The following is a 20,096-nucleotide window of genomic DNA, read 5'->3' as shown; positions in this document are numbered from 1 at the left end:
TTTTTTGTATCTGGCAATCAGGTATGGGATTGCAGGTAATTCTCGAGACCGATGAGCTTGATCAGGCCCAACTGCTTTTCCAGCCAGTAGGTGTGATCTTCTTCGGTGTCGTTGAGCTGAACACGCAGGATCTCGCGGCTGACGTAGTCCTTGTGCTGTTCGCACAGCTCAATGCCTTTGCACAGTGCGGCGCGGACTTTGTACTCCAGACGCAGATCGGCTTCGAGCATCTCCGGCACGGTGGTGCCTACGTCCAGATCATCCGGGCGCATGCGCGGCGTGCCTTCAAGCATCAGAATCCGGCGCATCAAAGCATCGGCGTGACCGGCCTCTTCTTCCATCTCGTGGTTGATTCGTTCGTAGAGCTTGGTGAAACCCCAGTCCTCATACATCCGCGAGTGAACAAAATATTGGTCACGCGCGGCCAGTTCGCCGGTCAGCAACGTGTTGAGGTAATCGATAACGTCTGGGTGGCCTTGCATCGCCCTACATCTCCCTGCTTGAAAGTCTGTAGTTTGAACCAAGCCGACCGGAAGGTCACTCTTTGCGCGCAATAAAAGCGAAGAAATTCTGAGAAAAGCAGGCTAAATAACGCAAAAACCGCCCTCAATGAGGGCGGTTCTGCTTCTCGTTTAGACTTCGTTAAGCTGTACGTTAAGCAGCTTCGCGATTGCTTCTCCATACGCCGGATCGGCTTTGTAGAAATGCTGCAACTGACGGTCAACCACATCCGGCGAAACACCGCCCATGGCGCCGGCAATATTGCTGACCAGCAACGCTTTCTGCTCGTCGCTCATCAAGCGGAACAGCGCACCGGCGTGGCTGTAGTAGTCGGTGTCTTCGCGATGATCGTAACGGTCAGCAGCACCGCTCAAGGCCAATGCAGGCTCGGCGTAGTGCGGCGCCTGCTTCGGCGACTCAATGTAGCTGTTTGGCTCGTAGTTCGGCGCAGCGCCACCGTTGCTGCCGAAGGCCATCGAGCCATCGCGCTGGTAAGTGTTCACCGGGCTGCGTGGGGCGTTCACCGGCAATTGCTGGTGGTTGGTACCGACACGGTAGCGGTGCGCATCCGCATAGGCGAAGACGCGGCCTTGCAACATGCGATCCGGCGACAGACCAACACCCGGCACCATGTTGCTCGGGCCGAATGCCGCTTGCTCGACTTCGGCGAAATAGTTGAGCGGGTTACGGTTCAGCTCCAGCTCACCGACCTCGATCAGCGGAAACTCCTTCTGCGACCAGGTCTTGGTCACGTCGAAAGGATTCTCGTAATGCGCTGCGGCTTGCGCCTCGGTCATGATCTGGATGCATACGCGCCATTTCGGGAAGTCGCCACGCTCGATCGCCTCGAACAGATCGCGCTGGGCGTAATCAGGATCGGTGCCCGCCAAGCGCGCGGCTTCGGCCGGCGCCAGGTTCTTGATCCCTTGCTGGGTCTTGTAGTGCCATTTCACCCAGTGACGCTCACCCTTGGCATTGATCAGGCTGTAGGTGTGGCTGCCGAAGCCGTGCATGTGACGGTAGCCATCGGGAATGCCGCGATCCGAAAACAGAATGGTCACCTGGTGCAACGCTTCAGGCGAATGCGACCAGAAGTCCCACATCATCTGGGCACTTTTCAAGTTGCTCTGCGGCAGACGCTTCTGGGTGTGGATAAAGTCGGGAAACTTCAGCGGATCACGAATGAAGAACACAGGAGTGTTGTTGCCAACGATGTCCCAGTTGCCTTCCTCGGTGTAGAACTTCAGGGCGAAACCGCGCGGATCACGCTCGGTGTCAGCCGAACCACGCTCACCACCTACGGTGGAGAAGCGCAGGAACGTCGGGGTTTGCTTGCCGACAGACTCAAACAACTTGGCGCTGGTGTACTCGGTGATGTCACGAGTCACGGTGAACGTACCGTAAGCACCCGAGCCCTTGGCGTGCACGCGGCGCTCAGGAATGTTTTCACGGTTGAAGTGGGCGAGCTTCTCGATCAGATGAAAATCGTCGAGCAGCAGCGGGCCACGAGGGCCGGCGGAGCGAGAATTCTGGTTATCAGCGACAGGTGCGCCACTGGCGGTCGTAAGCGTTTTGATCTGGCTCATACGGTCTTCTTCCTCTGTCAGTCTTTGAAACTGCCGGCTAATCGGCTTGCTGGGAAGTATTGATCATCGATGTGACACCTACAAATTCATTAACTTGTAGTCATCGATAGATAATTACTAATTATGTTCCCCGGCACATAGTGACAACAGAACAATGTCAGAAGCTTGTACGAACAGCGCATTTTCTTACGCGCACAAAAAACCGGGCACTAGGCCCGGTTTTTCGTTTCAGACTGACGTCTTACTCGGCGGATACAGCTTCGCCAGCAGTAGCACGATCAACCAACTCGACGTACGCCATAGGCGCGTTGTCGCCAGCGCGGAAACCGCACTTGAGGATGCGCAGGTAGCCACCCTCACGGGTAGCGTAACGCTTGCCCAGGTCGTTGAAGAGCTTACCAACGATAGCTTTCGAACGAGTACGGTCGAAAGCCAGACGGCGGTTAGCCAGGCTGTCTGTCTTGGCCAGAGTGATCAGCGGCTCGGCAACGCGGCGCAGTTCTTTGGCTTTTGGCAGAGTAGTTTTGATCAGCTCGTGCTCGAACAGCGACACCGCCATGTTCTGGAACATGGCCTTGCGGTGCGAGCTGGTGCGGCTCAGGTGACGCCCACTTTTACGATGACGCATGGTTCATTCCTTACCAAACACTACGTTCGGTGATTACGACGATCAGGCAGTCGCCTTGTCGTCCTTCTTAAGACTTGCAGGCGGCCAGTTGTCGAGGCGCATGCCGAGGGACAGACCGCGGGAGGCCAGAACGTCCTTGATTTCAGTCAAGGATTTCTTGCCCAGGTTCGGAGTCTTCAACAGCTCTACTTCGGTGCGCTGAATCAGGTCGCCGATGTAGTAGATGTTTTCCGCCTTAAGGCAGTTAGCCGAACGTACAGTCAGTTCCAGATCGTCAACCGGGCGAAGCAGGATCGGATCGATCTCGTCTTCCTGCTCGACAACCACTGGCTCACTGTCACCTTTGAGGTCGACGAACGCAGCCAACTGCTGTTGCAGGATGGTTGCAGCGCGGCGGATAGCCTCTTCAGGATCCAGAGTACCGTTGGTTTCCAGATCAATAACCAGCTTGTCCAGGTTGGTACGCTGCTCGACACGGGCGTTTTCCACCACGTATGCGATACGGCGAACCGGGCTGAACGAAGAGTCTAGCTGCAAGCGACCGATGCTGCGGCTTTCGTCTTCATCGCTCTGACGCGAGTCGGCTGGTTCATAACCACGACCACGAGCTACGGTGAGCTTCATGTTCAGGGCGCCGTTAGACGCCAGGTTAGCGATTACGTGATCGGGATTAACGATCTCGACATCATGATCCAGCTGAATATCGGCAGCGGTAACCACCCCCGAACCCTTCTTCGACAAGGTCAGCGTAACTTCGTCACGACCGTGCAGCTTGATGGCCAGACCTTTAAGGTTCAACAGGATTTCAATTACGTCTTCCTGTACACCTTCGATGGCGCTGTACTCGTGGAGCACACCGTCAATCTCGGCCTCGACTACTGCGCAGCCGGGCATTGAGGACAACAGGATGCGGCGCAGCGCGTTGCCCAGGGTGTGGCCAAAACCACGCTCGAGAGGCTCGAGAGTGATCTTGGCGCGGGTTGGACTGACAACCTGCACATCAATATGGCGGGGTGTCAGGAACTCATTTACCGAAATCTGCATGGATGCACCTATTTTCTAGCCCTTACTTGGAGTAGAGCTCGACAATCAGGCTTTCGTTGATGTCGGCGGACAGATCACTGCGAGCAGGAACGTTCTTGAAAACGCCCGACTTCTTCTCAGTGTCTACTTCTACCCATTCTACGCGGCCACGTTGGGCACACAGATCGAGAGCTTGGACAATGCGAAGTTGGTTTTTTGCTTTCTCGCGAACTGCGACCACGTCACCAGCACGAACCTGATACGACGGAACGTTTACGGTCTGACCGTTAACGCTGATCGACTTGTGCGATACCAGCTGACGGGATTCGGCACGAGTCGAACCAAAGCCCATACGGTATACAACGTTGTCCAGACGGCATTCGAGCAGTTGCAGCAGGTTTTCACCGGTTGCACCTTTCTTGCCAGCAGCTTCTTTGTAGTAGCCGCTGAACTGACGCTCGAGAACGCCATAAATACGACGGACCTTCTGCTTTTCACGCAGTTGGGTGCCGTAGTCGGACTGGCGACCGCGGCGTTGGCCGTGGATACCAGGTGCTGCTTCAATGTTGCACTTCGATTCGATCGCGCGCACGCCGCTCTTCAGGAAGAGATCGGTGCCTTCGCGACGAGCGAGTTTGCATTTTGGACCAATGTAACGAGCCATTCTTTACAATCTCCTGGATTACACGCGGCGCTTCTTCGGCGGACGGCACCCGTTGTGCGGGATTGGCGTCACGTCGGTGATGCTGGCGATCTTGTAGCCACAGCCGTTCAAAGCGCGGACTGCGGATTCACGACCTGGGCCTGGACCCTTGACGTTAACGTCGAGGTTTTTCAGGCCGTATTCCAGCGCAGCTTGACCAGCACGCTCAGCAGCTACTTGAGCAGCGAACGGGGTGGACTTGCGGGAACCGCGGAAACCCGAACCACCGGAGGTAGCCCAGGAAAGAGCGTTACCTTGACGGTCGGTAATGGTCACGATGGTGTTGTTAAAAGAAGCATGGATGTGGGCGATGCCATCAACCACTGTCTTTTTAACTTTTTTACGAGGACGAGCAGCAGGTTTTGCCATGATTAAATTCCTGTCGATTCGCTGGGGCGATTACTTGCGGATCGGCTTACGCGGACCTTTACGGGTACGCGCGTTGGTCTTGGTACGCTGACCGCGTACTGGAAGACCGCGACGATGACGCAGACCGCGATAGCAACCGAGGTCCATCAAGCGCTTGATTTTCATGTTGATTTCGCGACGCAGGTCACCTTCAGTGGTGAACTTCGCCACTTCGCCACGCAGCTGTTCAATTTGCTCGTCGCTCAGATCTTTGATCTTTGCTGCTGGGTTTACCCCAGTATCTGCACAGATTTTCTGTGCAGTAGTGCGACCGACACCATAGATGTAGGTCAGCGAGATAACAGTATGCTTGTTATCTGGAATGTTAACGCCTGCAATACGGGCCATTCAGTGGGACTCCAATTGACAGCTACCTACGCCCCGGAAGCCAAGAAATAGGGCGCGAGATAATATCGCTGTAATAACAAATAATCAACCCGGCAGCGCACTAGCTGCCGGGCTTGAAGCACAATCACACTCAGCCTTGGCGCTGTTTGTGACGCGGTTCCGCGCTGCAAATTACTCGAACAACACCTTCGCGGCGAATAATCTTGCAGTTACGGCACAGCTTTTTCACCGATGCACGAACTTTCATCACCAACTCCTCGAACCTTATGGGTACTCAGCGCAACATGCCGCTGCCGTAACCCTTCAGGTTGGCTTTCTTCATCAGGGATTCGTACTGGTGCGAAACGAGGTGCGATTGTACTTGGGACATGAAGTCCATCACAACCACGACCACGATCAGCAACGAGGTCCCGCCAAGGTAGAACGGAACGTTTGCTGCAACCACCAGGAACTGGGGCAACAGGCACACGGCCGTCATGTAAAGAGCACCGAACATGGTCAAGCGAGTCAGAACGCCATCAATATAGCGCGCAGACTGCTCACCTGGACGGATGCCCGGAATAAAGGCACCGGACTTCTTCAGGTTTTCCGCTACGTCTTTCGGATTGAACATCAACGCCGTATAGAAGAAGCAGAAGAAAATAATCCCTGCACTAAACAGCAGAATATTCAACGGCTGACCAGGAGCGATCGACTGCGAGATGTCCTGCAACCAGCCCATACCTTCAGACTGACCAAACCAGGCACCCAACGAAGCCGGGAACAGCAAAATGCTGCTCGCGAAAATAGCCGGAATAACACCGGCCATGTTCACCTTCAGCGGCAAGTGGCTTGTCTGCGCAGCAAAAACCTTGCGGCCCTGCTGACGCTTGGCGTAGTGAACAGCAATACGACGCTGACCACGCTCAATGAACACCACGAAACCGATAATCGCTACTGCCAGCAAACCGATGGCAACCAAGGCGAAGATATTGATATCACCCTGACGCGCAGACTCGAAAGACTGCCCGATCGCTCTCGGAAGACCGGCGACGATACCCGAAAAAATCAACATCGAGATACCGTTGCCTACACCACGCTCAGTAATCTGCTCACCCAGCCACATCATAAACATCGCACCGGCCACAAAAGTGGATACCGCGACGAAATGGAAGCCAAAGTCACCAGTGAACGCAACGCCCTGCCCCGCCAGACCAATGGACATGCCAATAGCCTGAACGAGAGCGAGGACGACGGTGCCGTAGCGGGTGTACTGGCTGATCTTGCGACGGCCAGCTTCACCTTCCTTCTTCAACTGCTCCAGCTGCGGGCTGACGGCGGTCATCAGTTGCATGATGATCGATGCCGAAATGTACGGCATGATCCCCAGTGCAAAGATGCTCATCCGTTCCAGCGCGCCGCCGGAGAACATGTTGAACAAGCTAAGAATGGTCCCCTCATTCTGTCGAAACAGGTCTGCGAGTCGGTCCGGGTTGATACCTGGAACCGGGATGTGTGCGCCTATTCGGTAGACGATAATCGCCAGGAACAGAAAACGCAGACGAGCCCAGAGTTCAGACATACCGCCTTTGCCGAGCGCAGAGAGAGCACCTTGCTTAGCCATTTATTCCTCGAACTTGCCGCCAGCTGCTTCGATAGCCGCACGCGCACCTTTGGTGGCGCCGATTCCCTTGCCGATAGTGACAGCGCGAGCCACTTCACCGGACAGCATGATTTTCACACGCTGTACGTTGACGTTGATCACGTTGGCATCTTTCAGGGACTGCACGGTGACGATGTCGCCTTCCACTTTGGCCAGCTCGGACAGACGCACTTCTGCGCGGTCCATGGCTTTCAGGGAAACGAAACCGAACTTCGGCAGGCGACGATGCAGCGGCTGTTGACCGCCTTCAAAGCCTGGAGCAATGGTGCCACCGGAGCGGGAGGTTTGACCTTTGTGGCCACGGCCACCAGTCTTACCCAAACCGCTACCGATACCACGGCCCGGACGATGCTTTTCGCGACGGGAACCCGGCGCTGGACTCAGATCATTGAGTTTCATCGATTAACCCTCGACACGCAGCATGTAGTAAGCCTTGTTGATCATCCCGCGATTCTCGGGAGTATCCTGGACTTCTACAGTGTGACCGATGCGACGCAGACCCAGACCCTTAACGCACAGTTTGTGGTTAGGGATGCGGCCGGTCATGCTTTTGATCAGCGTAACTTTAACGGTAGCCATGATCAGAAGATCTCCTTGACAGTCAAGCCACGCTTGGCAGCAATGGACTCAGGAGATTGCATGGCTTTCAGACCCTTGAAAGTGGCGTGAACCACGTTTACCGGGTTAGTCGAGCCGTAGCACTTGGCCAGAACGTTCTGAACGCCAGCAACTTCGAGGACAGCACGCATAGCGCCGCCAGCAATGATACCGGTACCTTCAGAAGCAGGCTGCATGTACACCTTCGAAGCGCCGTGAGCGGACTTCATTGCGTACTGCAGGGTAGTGCCGTTCAGGTCAACTTGAATCATGTTGCGGCGAGCAGCTTCCATTGCCTTCTGGATCGCAGCAGGCACTTCACGCGACTTGCCACGGCCGAAGCCAACACGCCCTTTACCATCACCAACCACGGTCAACGCGGTGAAAGTGAAGATACGGCCGCCTTTAACGGTTTTGGCTACGCGGTTAACTTGAACCAGCTTCTCAATGTAGCCTTCGTCGCGCTTTTGGTCGTTATTTGACATAACTTAGAACTCCAGCCCAGCTTCACGAGCAGCATCAGCCAGCGCTTTAACGCGGCCATGGTACTTGAAGCCAGAGCGGTCGAAAGCCACTTGCGAGACGCCAGCGGCCTTAGCACGCGTAGCGACCAGCTGGCCAACCTTTGTGGCCGCGTCGATGTTGCCAGTGGCGCCATCACGCAGTTCTTTATCCAAAGTCGAGGCGCTTGCCAGGACTTTGTTGCCGTCGGCCGAGATGACCTGGGCGTAGATGTGCTGCGACGAGCGGAACACGCAGAGACGCACGACTTCGAGTTCGTGCATTTTCAGGCGTGCTTTGCGAGCGCGACGCAGTCGAGTAACTTTTTTGTCGGTCATTTGCTATGCCCTACTTCTTCTTGGCTTCTTTACGACGGACGACTTCGTCCGCGTAGCGCACACCTTTGCCTTTGTACGGCTCTGGTGGACGGAAGTCGCGGATCTCAGCGGCCACTTGACCTACCAGCTGCTTGTCGATGCCCTTGATCAGGATATCGGTCTGGCTAGGAGTCTCAGCGGTGATGCCTTGCGGCAGTTCGTAATCCACTGGGTGCGAGAAGCCAAGAGCCAGGTTCAGCACCTGACCTTTTGCTTGCGCCTTGTAACCAACACCGACCAGCTGGAGCTTGCGCTCGAAGCCTTGGCTTACGCCTTGGACCATGTTGTTTACCAACGCACGCGTGGTACCGGCCATTGCGCGAGTTTGTTGATCGCCATTGCGAGCAGCGAAACGCAGCTCACCAGCTTCTTCAACGATCTCAACGGACGAATGGATGTTCAGTTCAAGAGTACCCTTGGCACCCTTCACCGAAAGCTGTTGGCCTGCGAATTTGACTTCGACACCGGCTGGCAGCTTAACGGGGTTCTTAGCGACGCGAGACATGCTTATCCCCCCTTAGAACACAGTGCAAAGAACTTCGCCGCCGACACCGGCAGCGCGCGCAGCACGATCCGTCATCACACCTTTGTTGGTGGAGACGATAGACACGCCGAGACCGCCACGAACTTTTGGCAGATCTTCAACGGACTTGTACTGACGCAGGCCTGGACGACTAACGCGCTTCACTTCCTCGATGACCGGACGGCCTTCGAAGTACTTCAGCGAGATGGACAACGACGGCTTAGCGTCGGTGGTGATCTGAAAATCCGCGATGTAACCTTCGTCCTTCAGGACTTTTGCTACAGCCACCTTCAACGTGGAAGACGGCATGCTTACGACAGACTTTTCAGCCATCTGGGCATTACGGATTCGAGTTAGCATGTCCGCTAACGGGTCCTGCATACTCATGGGCTAGACGCTCCTAATACAGAAAAATTAGCCTTGCGGCTACTACTTGTCGCCGAGAAATTCCGGGCGTGAAAAACACGGGCTCAGGCGAGCCGGTCATTCTAGACACACCCCAGAAATGAATCAAGCCCCAAAAGGGGCTTGATTCAGATTCAAGGCCACCGATGGTCAGGTTCTTGCAAACCCGATCATCGAGGCTTTGACAGCGATTACCAGCTGGCTTTAACCAGACCTGGAACGTCACCACGCATTGCCGCTTCACGCAGTTTGTTACGGCCGAGGCCGAACTTGCGGTAAACGCCATGCGGACGACCAGTCAGGCGGCAACGGTTACGCATGCGCGAAGCGCTTGCGTCACGTGGTTGCTTCTGCAGAGCTACGGTAGCTTCCCAACGCGCTTCTGGACTTGCGTTCAGATCAACGATGATAGCTTTCAGCGCTGCACGCTTGGTGGCGTACTTGGCAACAGTGAGCTGACGCTTCAGCTCACGGTTTTTCATGCTCTTCTTGGCCATTTTCCTACTCCAATCAGTTGCGGAACGGGAATTTGAAAGCACGCAGCAGAGCGCGGCCTTCATCATCGTTCTTGGCAGTGGTGGTCAGGGTAATGTCCAGACCGCGGAGAGCATCGATCTTGTCGTAGTCGATTTCCGGGAAAATGATCTGCTCTTTCACGCCCATGCTGTAGTTGCCACGACCATCGAAGGACTTGGCATTCAGGCCGCGGAAGTCGCGAACCCGAGGCAGGGAGATCGACAGCAGACGATCCAGGAACTCGTACATACGCTCACGGCGCAGAGTCACTTTGACGCCGATCGGCCATCCTTCACGGACTTTAAAGCCAGCGATGGATTTACGAGCGTAGGTCACAACGACTTTTTGGCCGGTGATCTTTTCCAGGTCAGCAACAGCGTGCTCGATGACTTTTTTGTCGCCGATCGCTTCGCCCAGACCCATGTTCAGGGTGATTTTGGTAACGCGCGGAACTTCCATCACGTTCGAAAGCTTAAGTTCTTCCTTAAGTTTCGGAGCGATTTCCTTCCGGTAAATCTCTTTTAGTCGTGCCATGGTCTTCTACCTAGCAGTGTTCAAGCATCAACCGCTTTTTGGGTCGACTTGAAGACACGAATTTTCTTACCGTCTTCTACTTTGAAACCAACGCGGTCAGCCTTGTTGGTTTCGCCGTTGAAGATGGCGACGTTGGAAGCGTGCAGTGGCGCTTCTTTCTCGACGATACCGCCCTGTACGCCCGACATCGGGTTAGGCTTGGTATGACGCTTGACCAGGTTCAGACCACCAACAACCAGACGGTTGTCAGCAAGAACCTTCAGCACCTTACCGCGCTTACCTTTGTCTTTGCCGGCGATCACGATGATCTCGTCGTCACGACGAATCTTTTGCATGTCGGATCTCCTTACAGCACTTCTGGGGCGAGCGAGACGATCTTCATGAACTTCTCAGTACGAAGTTCACGGGTCACTGGCCCAAAGATACGGGTGCCGATCGGCTCTTGCTTGTTGTTCAGAAGAACAGCAGCGTTGCCATCAAAGCGGATAATGGAGCCATCAGCACGACGTACGCCGTGACGAGTGCGGACTACAACAGCAGTCATCACTTGGCCTTTTTTCACTTTACCGCGAGGAATTGCTTCCTTCACGGTAACTTTGATGATGTCACCGATACCAGCGTAACGACGATGGGAGCCACCCAGCACCTTGATGCACATAACGCGGCGAGCGCCGCTGTTATCGGCCACATCGAGCATGGATTGAGTCTGAATCATATAATTTCTCCGACCCCTAGCCCTTAGACTTCCACAGCGCGTTCGAGAACATCAACCAGCGCCCAAGACTTGGTCTTGGCCATCGGACGAGTTTCACGAATAGTGACTTTGTCGCCGATGTGGCACTGATTGGTTTCGTCGTGCGCGTGCAGCTTAGTCGAACGCTTAACGTATTTACCGTAGATCGGGTGCTTAACGCGACGCTCGATCAGAACGGTGATGGTTTTGTCCATCTTGTCGCTGACAACACGGCCAGTCAGCGTACGGACAGTTTTTTCGGCTTCAGCCATGATCACTTACCTGCCTGCTGGTTGAGCACAGTCTTCACGCGAGCGATGTCACGCTTAACTTGCGAGAGCAGATGAGACTGCCCCAACTGGCCAGTTGCTTTCTGCATGCGCAGATTGAACTGGTCGCGCAGCAAGCCGAGCAGTTGCTCGTTCAGCTGCTGTGCGGATTTTTCACGAAGTTCATTCGCTTTCATCACATCACCGTCCGTTTAACAAAGGAGGTGGCGAGCGGCAGCTTTGCAGCAGCCAGGGCGAAAGCCTCACGCGCCAGCTCTTCAGAAACACCCTCGATTTCATACAGGACTTTGCCTGGCTGAATCTGGGCAACCCAGTACTCCACGTTACCCTTACCTTTACCCATACGAACCTCGAGAGGTTTTTTGGAGATCGGCTTGTCCGGGAATACACGGATCCAGATCTTGCCGCCACGTTTTACGTGACGGGTCAGAGCACGACGCGCTGACTCGATCTGACGAGCGGTGAGACGACCACGAGCAACAGACTTCAGCGCGAACTCGCCGAAGCTGACTTTGCTACCGCGCAGTGCCAGACCACGGTTGTGGCCGGTCATCTGCTTGCGGAACTTCGTACGCTTTGGTTGCAACATTTGGCGTACCCCTTACTTAGCAGCTTTTTTACGAGGCGCTGGTGCTTGTGGTTTCAGCTCTTCTTGGCGACCACCAATTACTTCGCCTTTGAAGATCCAAACCTTTACACCGATCACACCGTAGGTGGTGTGAGCTTCGTAGTTGGCATAGTCGATGTCGGCACGCAGGGTGTGCAGTGGCACACGACCTTCGCGATACCATTCAGTACGTGCGATTTCAGCACCGCCGAGACGACCGCTCACTTGGATTTTGATGCCTTTGGCACCAATGCGCATGGCGTTCTGTACTGCGCGCTTCATAGCGCGACGGAACATTACGCGACGCTCCAGCTGCTGAGCTACGCTCTGCGCAACCAGCATACCGTCGAGCTCCGGCTTGCGGATCTCTTCGATATTGATGTGCACAGGCACACCCATTTGCTTGGTCAGGTCCTGACGCAGTTTCTCAACATCTTCACCTTTCTTCCCGATAACGATACCTGGACGAGCGGTGTGGATGGTGATGCGTGCAGTTTGGGCCGGACGATGGATATCGATACGGCTTACGGACGCGCTTTTTAGTTTGTCTTGGAGATACTCACGCACTTTCAGATCTGCGAACAAGTAGTCCGCATAAGTCCGACCGTCTGCGTACCAGACGGAGGTGTGCTCCTTGACGATTCCCAGGCGAATGCCAATGGGATGTACTTTCTGACCCATCTCTTCGACTCCGTTACTTGTCAGCAACCTTGACAGTGATATGGCAAGACCGCTTGACGATGCGATCAGCACGGCCTTTGGCACGTGGCATGATGCGCTTCAGCGAACGCCCTTCGTTGACGAAAACGGTGCTAACCTTCAGGTCATCAACGTCTGCGCCTTCGTTATGCTCGGCGTTGGCTACGGCCGACTCCAGCACTTTCTTCATGATCTCGGCGGCTTTCTTACTGCTGAAAGCCAACAGGTTGAGCGCTTCGCCCACCTTCTTCCCGCGGATCTGGTCGGCGACCAAGCGGGCTTTCTGGGCGGAGATTCGAGCGCCCGACAACTTAGCGGCTACTTCCATTTCCTTACCCCTTAACGCTTGGCTTTCTTGTCAGCCACGTGCCCACGATAAGTGCGGGTACCGGCGAACTCGCCCAGTTTATGGCCAACCATGTCTTCGTTCACGAGAACTGGGACGTGCTGACGGCCGTTGTGTACTGCGATGGTCAGACCGACCATTTGTGGCAGGATCATCGAACGACGCGACCAAGTCTTAATTGGTTTGCGATCGTTCTTTTCCGCCGCCACTTCGATCTTCTTCAGTAGGTGAAGATCAATAAAAGGACCTTTTTTCAGAGAACGTGGCACTGTCGTATCCCTCTATTTACTTGCGACGACGGACGATCATTTTGTCGGTACGCTTATTACCACGAGTCTTCGCGCCCTTAGTCGGGAAGCCCCATGGCGATACCGGATGACGACCACCAGAGGTACGACCTTCACCACCACCATGTGGGTGGTCAACCGGGTTCATGGCAACACCACGAACGGTTGGGCGAACGCCACGCCAGCGCTTGGCACCAGCTTTACCCAGCGAACGCAGGCTGTGCTCGGAGTTCGAGACTTCGCCCAGGGTCGCACGGCATTCAGCCAGGACTTTACGCATTTCACCGGAACGCAGACGCAGGGTAACGTACACGCCTTCACGAGCGATCAGCTGAGCCGAAGCACCAGCGGAGCGAGCGATCTGTGCGCCTTTACCTGGCTTCAGTTCGATGCCGTGTACGGTAGAACCGACTGGAATGTTGCGCAGTTGCAGAGCGTTGCCTGGCTTGATTGGAGCCAGAGCGCCTGCGATCAGCTGGTCGCCAGCACTCACGCCTTTAGGGGCGATGATGTAGCGGCGCTCGCCGTCTGCGTAGCAGAGCAGTGCGATGTGAGCAGTACGGTTTGGATCGTATTCGATACGCTCGACAGTGGCGACGATGCCATCTTTGTCGTTGCGACGGAAATCGACCATACGATAATGCTGCTTATGACCACCACCGATGTGACGAGTGGTAATACGGCCATTGTTGTTACGACCACCAGTCTTCGATTTTTTCTCGAGCAGCGGTGCGTGAGGAGCGCCTTTATGCAGCTCCTGGTTGACCACCTTGACCACAAAACGGCGGCCAGGGGAAGTCGGTTTGCATTTAACGATTGCCATGATGCACCCCTTCCTTACTCAGCACTGCTGCTGAAATCGAGATCTTGGCCTGGCTGAAGGGAGATAACTGCCTTCTTCCAGTCATTACGCTTGCCCAGACCGCGAGCAGTGCGCTTGCTCTTACCCAGAACGTTCAGGGTAGTGACGCGCTCTACTTTCACGCTGAACAGGCTTTCGACGGCCTTCTTGATTTCCAGCTTGGTTGCATCAGTAGCAACCTTGAAAACGAACTGGCCTTTCTTGTCTGCCAGAACCGTAGCCTTCTCGGAAACGTGCGGGCCAAGCAGAACTTTAAATACGCGTTCCTGGTTCATCCCAGCAGCTCCTCGAATTTCTTCACGGCCGACACGGTGATCAACACCTTGTCGTATGCGATCAGACTAACTGGATCGGAACCTTGCACGTCACGTACATCTACGTGTGGCAGGTTACGAGCAGCCAGGTACAGGTTCTGATCAACAGCGTCCGACACGATCAAAACGTCGGTCAGGCTCATGTTGTTCAGTTTGCCCAGCAGATCTTTGGTTTTCGGAGTTTCAACAGCGAAATCCTGAACCACGACCAGACGATCAGTACGCACCAGCTCAGCAAGGATGGAACGCATTGCTGCGCGATACATCTTCTTGTTCAGCTTTTGGGAGTGATCCTGTGGACGAGCTGCGAAAGTGGTACCGCCGCCACGCCAGATTGGGCTACGGATAGTACCGGCACGAGCACGGCCAGTACCTTTCTGACGCCATGGGCGCTTACCGCCACCACGAACGTCGGAACGGGTCTTTTGCTGCTTGCTACCTTGACGGCCGCCGGCCATGTAGGCCACGACTGCTTGGTGAACCAGCGTCTCGTTGAACTCGCCGCCAAATGTCAGTTCGGAAACTTCGATCGCTTGAGCGTCATTTACATTTAATTGCATGTCAGCTTCCCCTTAACCGCGAGCCTTGGCTGCTGGACGTACAACCAGGTTGCCGCCAGTAGCGCCAGGAACAGCACCCTTGACCAACAACAGATTGCGTTCAGCGTCCACGCGCACTACTTCCAGGGACTGCACGGTCACGCGCTCAGCGCCCATATGACCGGACATTTTTTTGCCCTTGAATACACGACCAGGAGTCTGGCACTGGCCGATAGAGCCTGGGACGCGGTGGGATACGGAGTTACCGTGGGTGTTATCTTGCCCGCGGAAATTCCAACGCTTGATCGTACCCTGGAAGCCTTTACCCTTGGACTGACCGGTTACATCAACCAGTTGACCAGCGGCGAAGATTTCAGCGTTGATCAGATCGCCAGCCTGGTACTCGCCTTCTTCAAGACGGAATTCCATGGTGGTGCGACCAGCGGCAACGTTCGCTTTAGCGAAGTGGCCAGCTTGAGCTGCTGTTACACGCGAAGCACGACGCTCGCCGACAGTGACTTGCACTGCACGATAGCCATCGGTCTCTTCAGTTTTGAACTGGGTGACGCGATTCGGCTCGATCTCAATGACCGTGACCGGAATGGAGACACCTTCTTCGGTGAAAATACGGGTCATACCGCATTTACGACCGACTACACCAATAGTCATGTTGTAAACCTCATGAGTGTACGGGGCTTTCACCCGCTATGGCCGCCCATTTCAGAGCGTTACACGACTAAGACCGAGTCTTAGCCGAGGCTGATCTGCACTTCCACACCGGCCGCAAGATCAAGCTTCATAAGAGCATCAACGGTTTTATCCGTTGGCTGGACGATGTCCAGAACGCGCTTATGAGTGCGGATTTCGTACTGGTCACGCGCGTCTTTGTTGACGTGCGGGGAAACCAGAACGGTGAACCGCTCTTTACGGGTAGGCAGTGGAATTGGACCACGCACTTGAGCACCAGTACGTTTCGCGGTTTCCACGATTTCCTGGGTTGATTGGTCGATCAGGCGATGGTCAAAAGCCTTCAACCTGATACGGATTTGCTGATTTTGCATTGGATTTCAGACTCCGGCTGCTATTCCCACCGGGCGCAATACGCCCGTTAAAAGGAGGCGCAATTCTATAGACGCCCCAGATAGGTGTCAACCCAATAAAAAAGCCCCCGCTGAGCGGGGGCTTTTTCAATCCATCAAGCTGACTCTATAAAAGAGACTTACTCGATGATTTTGGCTACGACGCCAGCGCCGACGGTACGACCGCCTTCACGGATAGCGAAACGCAGACCGTCTTCCATCGCGATGGTTTTGATCAGGGTAACAGTCATCTGAATGTTGTCACCTGGCATTACCATTTCAACGCCTTCTGGCAGCTCGCAGTTACCAGTCACGTCAGTAGTACGGAAGTAGAACTGTGGACGGTAGCCTTTGAAGAACGGAGTGTGACGACCGCCTTCTTCCTTGCTCAGAACGTAAACTTCTGCGGTGAACTTGGTGTGCGGCTTAACCGAACCCGGCTTAACCAGAACCTGACCACGCTCAACGTCGTCACGCTTGGTACCACGCAGCAGAACGCCGCAGTTCTCGCCAGCACGACCTTCGTCGAGCAGCTTGCGGAACATTTCAACACCGGTGCAGGTGGTGGTAGTGGTGTCGCGCAGACCAACGATTTCCAGTGCATCTTGAACGCGAACGATACCGCGCTCGATACGACCAGTCACAACAGTACCGCGACCCGAGATCGAGAATACGTCTTCGATTGGCATCAGGAATGGCTTGTCGATCATACGAACTGGTTCTGGGATGTAGGTATCCAGAGTCTCAACCAGTTTACGAACGGCAGTGGTGCCCATTTCGTTGTCGTCTTTGCCTTCCAGCGCCATACGAGCCGAACCGATGATGATCGGAGTGTCGTCGCCTGGGAAGTCATAGGTGGACAGCAGGTCGCGAACTTCCATCTCAACCAGTTCCAGCAGCTCTGCGTCGTCTACCAGGTCAGCCTTGTTCAGGAAAACCACGATGTACGGAACGCCAACCTGACGGGACAGCAGGATGTGCTCACGGGTTTGTGGCATCGGACCATCAGCGGCCGAGCAAACCAGGATCGCGCCGTCCATCTGGGCAGCACCAGTGATCATGTTCTTCACATAGTCAGCGTGACCTGGGCAGTCAACGTGAGCGTAGTGACGAATAGTCGAGTTGTACTCAACGTGAGCAGTGTTGATGGTGATACCGCGAGCTTTTTCTTCTGGAGCGCTGTCGATCTTGTCGAATTCAACTACGGCCGAACCGAAAACTTCGGAGCAGACGCGAGTCAGAGCAGCGGTCAGAGTGGTTTTACCGTGGTCAACGTGACCGATAGTGCCAACGTTGACGTGCGGTAGGGAACGATCAAATTTTTCTTTAGCCACGACAATTAACTCCTAGCCTAAAGGGGCTGAATCAGCCTTGTTTTTTGGTTACGGATTCGACGATGTGCGACGGAGCCGTATCGTATTTTTTGAATTCCATAGAGTAGCTTGCGCGACCCTGAGACATGGAACGAACGTCGGTCGCATAACCGAACATCTCACCCAGTGGAACTTCGGCACGGATAACCTTGCCGGACACTGTGTCTTCCATACCCTGGATCATGCCGCGACGACGGTTAAGGTCGCCCATTACATCACCCATATAGTCTTCAGGCGTAACAACCTCTACCGCCATGATCGGCTCGAGCAACTCACCACCGCCCTTCTGGGCCAGTTGCTTGGTCGCCATGGAAGCAGCCACCTTGAACGCCATCTCGTTGGAGTCGACGTCGTGGTAAGAACCATCGAACACGGTAGCCTTCAGGCCGATCAGCGGATAGCCGGCAACAACGCCGTTCTTCATCTGCTCTTCGATACCCTTCTGGATAGCCGGGATGTATTCCTTAGGAACCACACCACCTACGACTTCGTTCACGAATTGCAGACCTTCCTGACCTTCGTCAGCAGGAGCAAAACGGATCCAGCAGTGACCGAACTGGCCACGACCGCCGGACTGGCGAACGAACTTGCCTTCGATTTCGCAGTTCTTCGTGATGCGCTCACGATAGGAAACCTGAGGCTTACCGATGTTGGCTTCGACGTTGAACTCACGGCGCATCCGGTCAACCAGGATGTCCAGGTGCAGCTCGCCCATGCCGGAGATGATCGTTTGACCAGTCTCTTCATCAGTCTTAACGCGGAAAGACGGGTCTTCCTGAGCCAGTTTGCCCAGAGCGATACCCATTTTTTCCTGGTCATCCTTGGTCTTAGGCTCAACGGCAACCGAAATAACCGGCTCCGGGAAGTCCATACGAACCAGGATGATTGGCTTGTCAGCGTTGCAGAGGGTTTCACCAGTGGTGACGTCCTTCATGCCGATCAGGGCCGCGATGTCGCCAGCGCGCACTTCCTTGATCTCTTCGCGGGCGTTTGCGTGCATTTGCACCATACGACCCACGCGCTCTTTCTTGCCTTTAACCGAGTTGATCACGCCGTCGCCGGAGTTCAACACGCCCGAGTAAACACGGACGAAGGTCAAGGTACCCACGAATGGGTCGGTAGCGATTTTGAACGCCAGAGCAGCAAACGGCTCGTCATCACTTGCGTGACGCTCCATTTCCTCTTCCTCGTTATCAGGGTTGGAACCCTTGATCGCAGGAATATCGGTAGGAGCAGGCAGGAAGTCGATAACGGCGTCGAGAACCAGGGGAACGCCCTTGTTCTTGAACGAAGAGCCGCAAACAGCCAGAACGATTTCGCCGGCGATAGTACGCTGACGCAAAGCAGCTTTGATCTCTTCGATCGACAGCTCTTCGCCTTCCAGGTACTTGTTCATCAGCTCTTCGTTGGCTTCAGCAGCAGCTTCAACCATGTTGTTGCGCCACTCTTCAGCCAGCTCTTGGAGCTCAGCAGGAATGTCCTTGCGAACAGGGACCATACCTTTGTCAGAGTCGTTCCAGTAAACAGCCTGCATGTTGATCAGGTCGATCTGGCCTTGGAAGTTATCTTCCGAACCGATAGCCAGCTGGATCGGCACCGGAGTGTGACCCAGACGCTGTTTGATCTGACCGATCACGCGCAGGAAGTTGGCACCAGCACGGTCCATCTTGTTTACGTAAACAAGACGTGGAACGCCGTATTTGTTGGCTTGACGCCATACGGTTTCCGACTGCGGCTCAACGCCCGAAGTACCACAGAACACAACGACAGCGCCGTCGAGTACGCGCAGGGAACGTTCAACTTCAATGGTGAAGTCTACGTGGCCCGGGGTATCGATGACGTTGAAGCGGTGTTCGTGCGGGTACTGCTTCTCGGAACCTTTCCAGAAGGCAGTGATAGCAGCAGAAGTAATGGTAATACCACGCTCCTGCTCCTGCACCATCCAGTCTGTGGTCGCGGCGCCGTCATGCACCTCGCCCATTTTGTGACTTTTGCCGGTGTAAAAAAGGACGCGCTCGGTGGTGGTGGTTTTACCAGCATCCACGTGAGCGACGATACCGATGTTACGGTAGCGGCTAATCGGAGTAGTACGAGCCATAAAGCCCTCGCAAAATTAGTGAAGCTAAAATTAGAAGCGGTAGTGCGAGAAAGCTTTGTTAGCTTCGGCCATACGGTGCACGTCTTCACGCTTCTTAACAGCAGCACCTTTACCTTCAGCAGCATCCAGCAGCTCGCCAGCCAAGCGCAGAGCCATAGACTTCTCGCCACGCTTACGGGCGAAGTCTACCAACCAGCGCATTGCCAGAGCGTTACGGCGGGAAGGACGAACCTCGACCGGAACCTGGTAAGTAGCACCACCAACGCGGCGCGACTTCACTTCGACCAGCGGAGCGATGGCGTCGAGTGCTTTTTCGAAGAGTTCCAGGGGATCGGTGCCGGCCTTACGAGCCTTCACGGTTTCCAGGGCACCATAAACGATACGCTCGGCAACGGCTTTCTTGCCGCTTTCCATAACGTGGTTCATGAATTTGGCGAGGATCTGACTTCCGTATTTCGGATCGTCCAGAATCTCACGCTTTGCTGCTACGCGACGTCTTGGCATGATAAGCCCTCAAGCGGTCTTCAGGTTAGCTCGGGACAGATCCAGTGGATGCGTGCCCGACCTTACTCTTATC

The 20,096-nt window shown here is 54.9% G+C and carries 33 protein-coding genes; all 33 read right to left on the bottom strand.

Annotated features, from left to right (window positions below):
* Positions 1 to 17: 17 nt before the first annotated feature.
* Positions 18 to 482, bottom strand: coding sequence for a bacterioferritin (bfr, locus tag HBN98_RS25655; RefSeq protein ID WP_003228714.1), 465 nt, complete (start codon positions 480 to 482; stop codon positions 18 to 20).
* 150 nt (positions 483 to 632) lie between these two features.
* Positions 633 to 2,087, bottom strand: a complete 1,455-nt coding sequence (locus HBN98_RS25650) for a catalase (protein ID WP_064589461.1) — start codon at positions 2,085 to 2,087, stop codon at positions 633 to 635.
* A gap of 241 nt (positions 2,088 to 2,328) precedes the next feature.
* Positions 2,329 to 2,715: a 50S ribosomal protein L17 gene (gene rplQ, locus HBN98_RS25645; RefSeq protein ID WP_003176402.1), complete on the bottom strand. Its 387-nt coding sequence runs from the start codon at positions 2,713 to 2,715 to the stop codon at positions 2,329 to 2,331.
* 42 nt (positions 2,716 to 2,757) lie between these two features.
* A complete protein-coding gene (locus HBN98_RS25640) occupies positions 2,758 to 3,759 on the bottom strand; it encodes a DNA-directed RNA polymerase subunit alpha (protein ID WP_003186012.1) in 1,002 nt (333 codons plus the stop codon).
* Between the two features lie 22 nt (positions 3,760 to 3,781).
* Positions 3,782 to 4,402 carry a 30S ribosomal protein S4 gene (gene rpsD / locus HBN98_RS25635; protein WP_003176404.1) on the bottom strand — a complete coding sequence of 207 codons (621 nt, stop codon included), beginning with the start codon at positions 4,400 to 4,402 and terminating at the stop codon, positions 3,782 to 3,784.
* Positions 4,403 to 4,420: 18 nt separating this feature from the next.
* The gene (gene rpsK, locus HBN98_RS25630) at positions 4,421 to 4,810 is read right to left on the bottom strand and encodes a 30S ribosomal protein S11 (protein WP_002555466.1); all 390 of its coding nucleotides are present in this window, start codon (positions 4,808 to 4,810) and stop codon (positions 4,421 to 4,423) included.
* A 30-nt stretch (positions 4,811 to 4,840) separates the two neighbouring features.
* Entirely contained in the window at positions 4,841 to 5,197 is a 357-nt protein-coding gene (gene rpsM, locus HBN98_RS25625) for a 30S ribosomal protein S13 (RefSeq protein ID WP_008374135.1), read from the bottom strand.
* A gap of 130 nt (positions 5,198 to 5,327) precedes the next feature.
* Positions 5,328 to 5,444 (bottom strand): 50S ribosomal protein L36, encoded by a 117-nt coding sequence (gene rpmJ / locus HBN98_RS25620; RefSeq protein WP_002555468.1) that lies wholly within the window; start codon positions 5,442 to 5,444, stop codon positions 5,328 to 5,330.
* Positions 5,445 to 5,471: 27 nt separating this feature from the next.
* Positions 5,472 to 6,800: a preprotein translocase subunit SecY gene (gene secY / locus HBN98_RS25615; RefSeq protein WP_003228718.1), complete on the bottom strand. Its 1,329-nt coding sequence runs from the start codon at positions 6,798 to 6,800 to the stop codon at positions 5,472 to 5,474.
* Positions 6,801 to 7,238: a 50S ribosomal protein L15 gene (gene rplO / locus HBN98_RS25610; RefSeq protein WP_011336169.1), complete on the bottom strand. Its 438-nt coding sequence runs from the start codon at positions 7,236 to 7,238 to the stop codon at positions 6,801 to 6,803.
* A 3-nt stretch (positions 7,239 to 7,241) separates the two neighbouring features.
* Positions 7,242 to 7,418 carry a 50S ribosomal protein L30 gene (rpmD, locus tag HBN98_RS25605; RefSeq protein WP_003176408.1) on the bottom strand — a complete coding sequence of 59 codons (177 nt, stop codon included), beginning with the start codon at positions 7,416 to 7,418 and terminating at the stop codon, positions 7,242 to 7,244.
* 2 nt (positions 7,419 to 7,420) lie between these two features.
* Positions 7,421 to 7,921, bottom strand: a complete 501-nt coding sequence (rpsE, locus tag HBN98_RS25600; RefSeq protein WP_003176409.1) for a 30S ribosomal protein S5 — start codon at positions 7,919 to 7,921, stop codon at positions 7,421 to 7,423.
* A 3-nt stretch (positions 7,922 to 7,924) separates the two neighbouring features.
* Complete coding sequence (rplR, locus tag HBN98_RS25595; protein ID WP_003186037.1) at positions 7,925 to 8,275, bottom strand: 50S ribosomal protein L18; 351 nt, start codon at positions 8,273 to 8,275, stop codon at positions 7,925 to 7,927.
* Between the two features lie 10 nt (positions 8,276 to 8,285).
* Complete coding sequence (gene rplF / locus HBN98_RS25590) at positions 8,286 to 8,819, bottom strand: 50S ribosomal protein L6 (protein WP_007966176.1); 534 nt, start codon at positions 8,817 to 8,819, stop codon at positions 8,286 to 8,288.
* A gap of 12 nt (positions 8,820 to 8,831) precedes the next feature.
* Positions 8,832 to 9,224: a 30S ribosomal protein S8 gene (gene rpsH / locus HBN98_RS25585; protein ID WP_007966178.1), complete on the bottom strand. Its 393-nt coding sequence runs from the start codon at positions 9,222 to 9,224 to the stop codon at positions 8,832 to 8,834.
* Between the two features lie 209 nt (positions 9,225 to 9,433).
* Entirely contained in the window at positions 9,434 to 9,739 is a 306-nt protein-coding gene (rpsN, locus tag HBN98_RS25580) for a 30S ribosomal protein S14 (protein WP_003228726.1), read from the bottom strand.
* 13 nt (positions 9,740 to 9,752) lie between these two features.
* Positions 9,753 to 10,292: a 50S ribosomal protein L5 gene (gene rplE / locus HBN98_RS25575; RefSeq protein WP_003210069.1), complete on the bottom strand. Its 540-nt coding sequence runs from the start codon at positions 10,290 to 10,292 to the stop codon at positions 9,753 to 9,755.
* 20 nt (positions 10,293 to 10,312) lie between these two features.
* A complete protein-coding gene (gene rplX / locus HBN98_RS25570; RefSeq protein WP_003186046.1) occupies positions 10,313 to 10,627 on the bottom strand; it encodes a 50S ribosomal protein L24 in 315 nt (104 codons plus the stop codon).
* 11 nt (positions 10,628 to 10,638) lie between these two features.
* The gene (gene rplN / locus HBN98_RS25565; protein WP_002555479.1) at positions 10,639 to 11,007 is read right to left on the bottom strand and encodes a 50S ribosomal protein L14; all 369 of its coding nucleotides are present in this window, start codon (positions 11,005 to 11,007) and stop codon (positions 10,639 to 10,641) included.
* Between the two features lie 23 nt (positions 11,008 to 11,030).
* Complete coding sequence (gene rpsQ / locus HBN98_RS25560; RefSeq protein WP_003194644.1) at positions 11,031 to 11,297, bottom strand: 30S ribosomal protein S17; 267 nt, start codon at positions 11,295 to 11,297, stop codon at positions 11,031 to 11,033.
* 2 nt (positions 11,298 to 11,299) lie between these two features.
* Complete coding sequence (rpmC, locus tag HBN98_RS25555) at positions 11,300 to 11,491, bottom strand: 50S ribosomal protein L29 (RefSeq protein ID WP_002555481.1); 192 nt, start codon at positions 11,489 to 11,491, stop codon at positions 11,300 to 11,302.
* Complete coding sequence (rplP, locus tag HBN98_RS25550; RefSeq protein WP_003228729.1) at positions 11,491 to 11,904, bottom strand: 50S ribosomal protein L16; 414 nt, start codon at positions 11,902 to 11,904, stop codon at positions 11,491 to 11,493. The genes rpmC and rplP overlap by 1 nt, the downstream gene beginning before the upstream one ends.
* Before the next feature lie 12 nt (positions 11,905 to 11,916).
* A complete protein-coding gene (gene rpsC / locus HBN98_RS25545; protein ID WP_003176422.1) occupies positions 11,917 to 12,603 on the bottom strand; it encodes a 30S ribosomal protein S3 in 687 nt (228 codons plus the stop codon).
* 13 nt (positions 12,604 to 12,616) lie between these two features.
* Positions 12,617 to 12,949, bottom strand: coding sequence for a 50S ribosomal protein L22 (rplV, locus tag HBN98_RS25540; RefSeq protein WP_003103908.1), 333 nt, complete (start codon positions 12,947 to 12,949; stop codon positions 12,617 to 12,619).
* A gap of 11 nt (positions 12,950 to 12,960) precedes the next feature.
* Positions 12,961 to 13,236 carry a 30S ribosomal protein S19 gene (gene rpsS / locus HBN98_RS25535; protein WP_003228731.1) on the bottom strand — a complete coding sequence of 92 codons (276 nt, stop codon included), beginning with the start codon at positions 13,234 to 13,236 and terminating at the stop codon, positions 12,961 to 12,963.
* 16 nt (positions 13,237 to 13,252) lie between these two features.
* Positions 13,253 to 14,077, bottom strand: a complete 825-nt coding sequence (gene rplB / locus HBN98_RS25530; RefSeq protein ID WP_003228734.1) for a 50S ribosomal protein L2 — start codon at positions 14,075 to 14,077, stop codon at positions 13,253 to 13,255.
* A 14-nt stretch (positions 14,078 to 14,091) separates the two neighbouring features.
* Positions 14,092 to 14,391, bottom strand: coding sequence for a 50S ribosomal protein L23 (gene rplW, locus HBN98_RS25525; protein WP_002555488.1), 300 nt, complete (start codon positions 14,389 to 14,391; stop codon positions 14,092 to 14,094).
* Entirely contained in the window at positions 14,388 to 14,990 is a 603-nt protein-coding gene (gene rplD, locus HBN98_RS25520) for a 50S ribosomal protein L4 (protein ID WP_003228735.1), read from the bottom strand. The genes rplW and rplD overlap by 4 nt, the downstream gene beginning before the upstream one ends.
* Before the next feature lie 12 nt (positions 14,991 to 15,002).
* Entirely contained in the window at positions 15,003 to 15,638 is a 636-nt protein-coding gene (rplC, locus tag HBN98_RS25515; RefSeq protein WP_003228738.1) for a 50S ribosomal protein L3, read from the bottom strand.
* 80 nt (positions 15,639 to 15,718) lie between these two features.
* Entirely contained in the window at positions 15,719 to 16,030 is a 312-nt protein-coding gene (gene rpsJ, locus HBN98_RS25510) for a 30S ribosomal protein S10 (protein ID WP_003186070.1), read from the bottom strand.
* A 158-nt stretch (positions 16,031 to 16,188) separates the two neighbouring features.
* Positions 16,189 to 17,382: an elongation factor Tu gene (tuf, locus tag HBN98_RS25505; RefSeq protein WP_024014521.1), complete on the bottom strand. Its 1,194-nt coding sequence runs from the start codon at positions 17,380 to 17,382 to the stop codon at positions 16,189 to 16,191.
* Between the two features lie 31 nt (positions 17,383 to 17,413).
* A complete protein-coding gene (fusA, locus tag HBN98_RS25500; RefSeq protein WP_064589462.1) occupies positions 17,414 to 19,519 on the bottom strand; it encodes an elongation factor G in 2,106 nt (701 codons plus the stop codon).
* A 30-nt stretch (positions 19,520 to 19,549) separates the two neighbouring features.
* The gene (rpsG, locus tag HBN98_RS25495) at positions 19,550 to 20,023 is read right to left on the bottom strand and encodes a 30S ribosomal protein S7 (RefSeq protein WP_003228745.1); all 474 of its coding nucleotides are present in this window, start codon (positions 20,021 to 20,023) and stop codon (positions 19,550 to 19,552) included.
* Between the last annotated feature and the right edge of the window lie 73 nt (positions 20,024 to 20,096).

Origin of the sequence: Pseudomonas koreensis, assembly GCF_012986595.1 — a bacterium.
GTDB classification, from domain to species: Bacteria; Pseudomonadota; Gammaproteobacteria; order Pseudomonadales; family Pseudomonadaceae; genus Aquipseudomonas; species Aquipseudomonas koreensis.
This window is presented reverse-complemented; position numbering and strand designations above follow the sequence as displayed.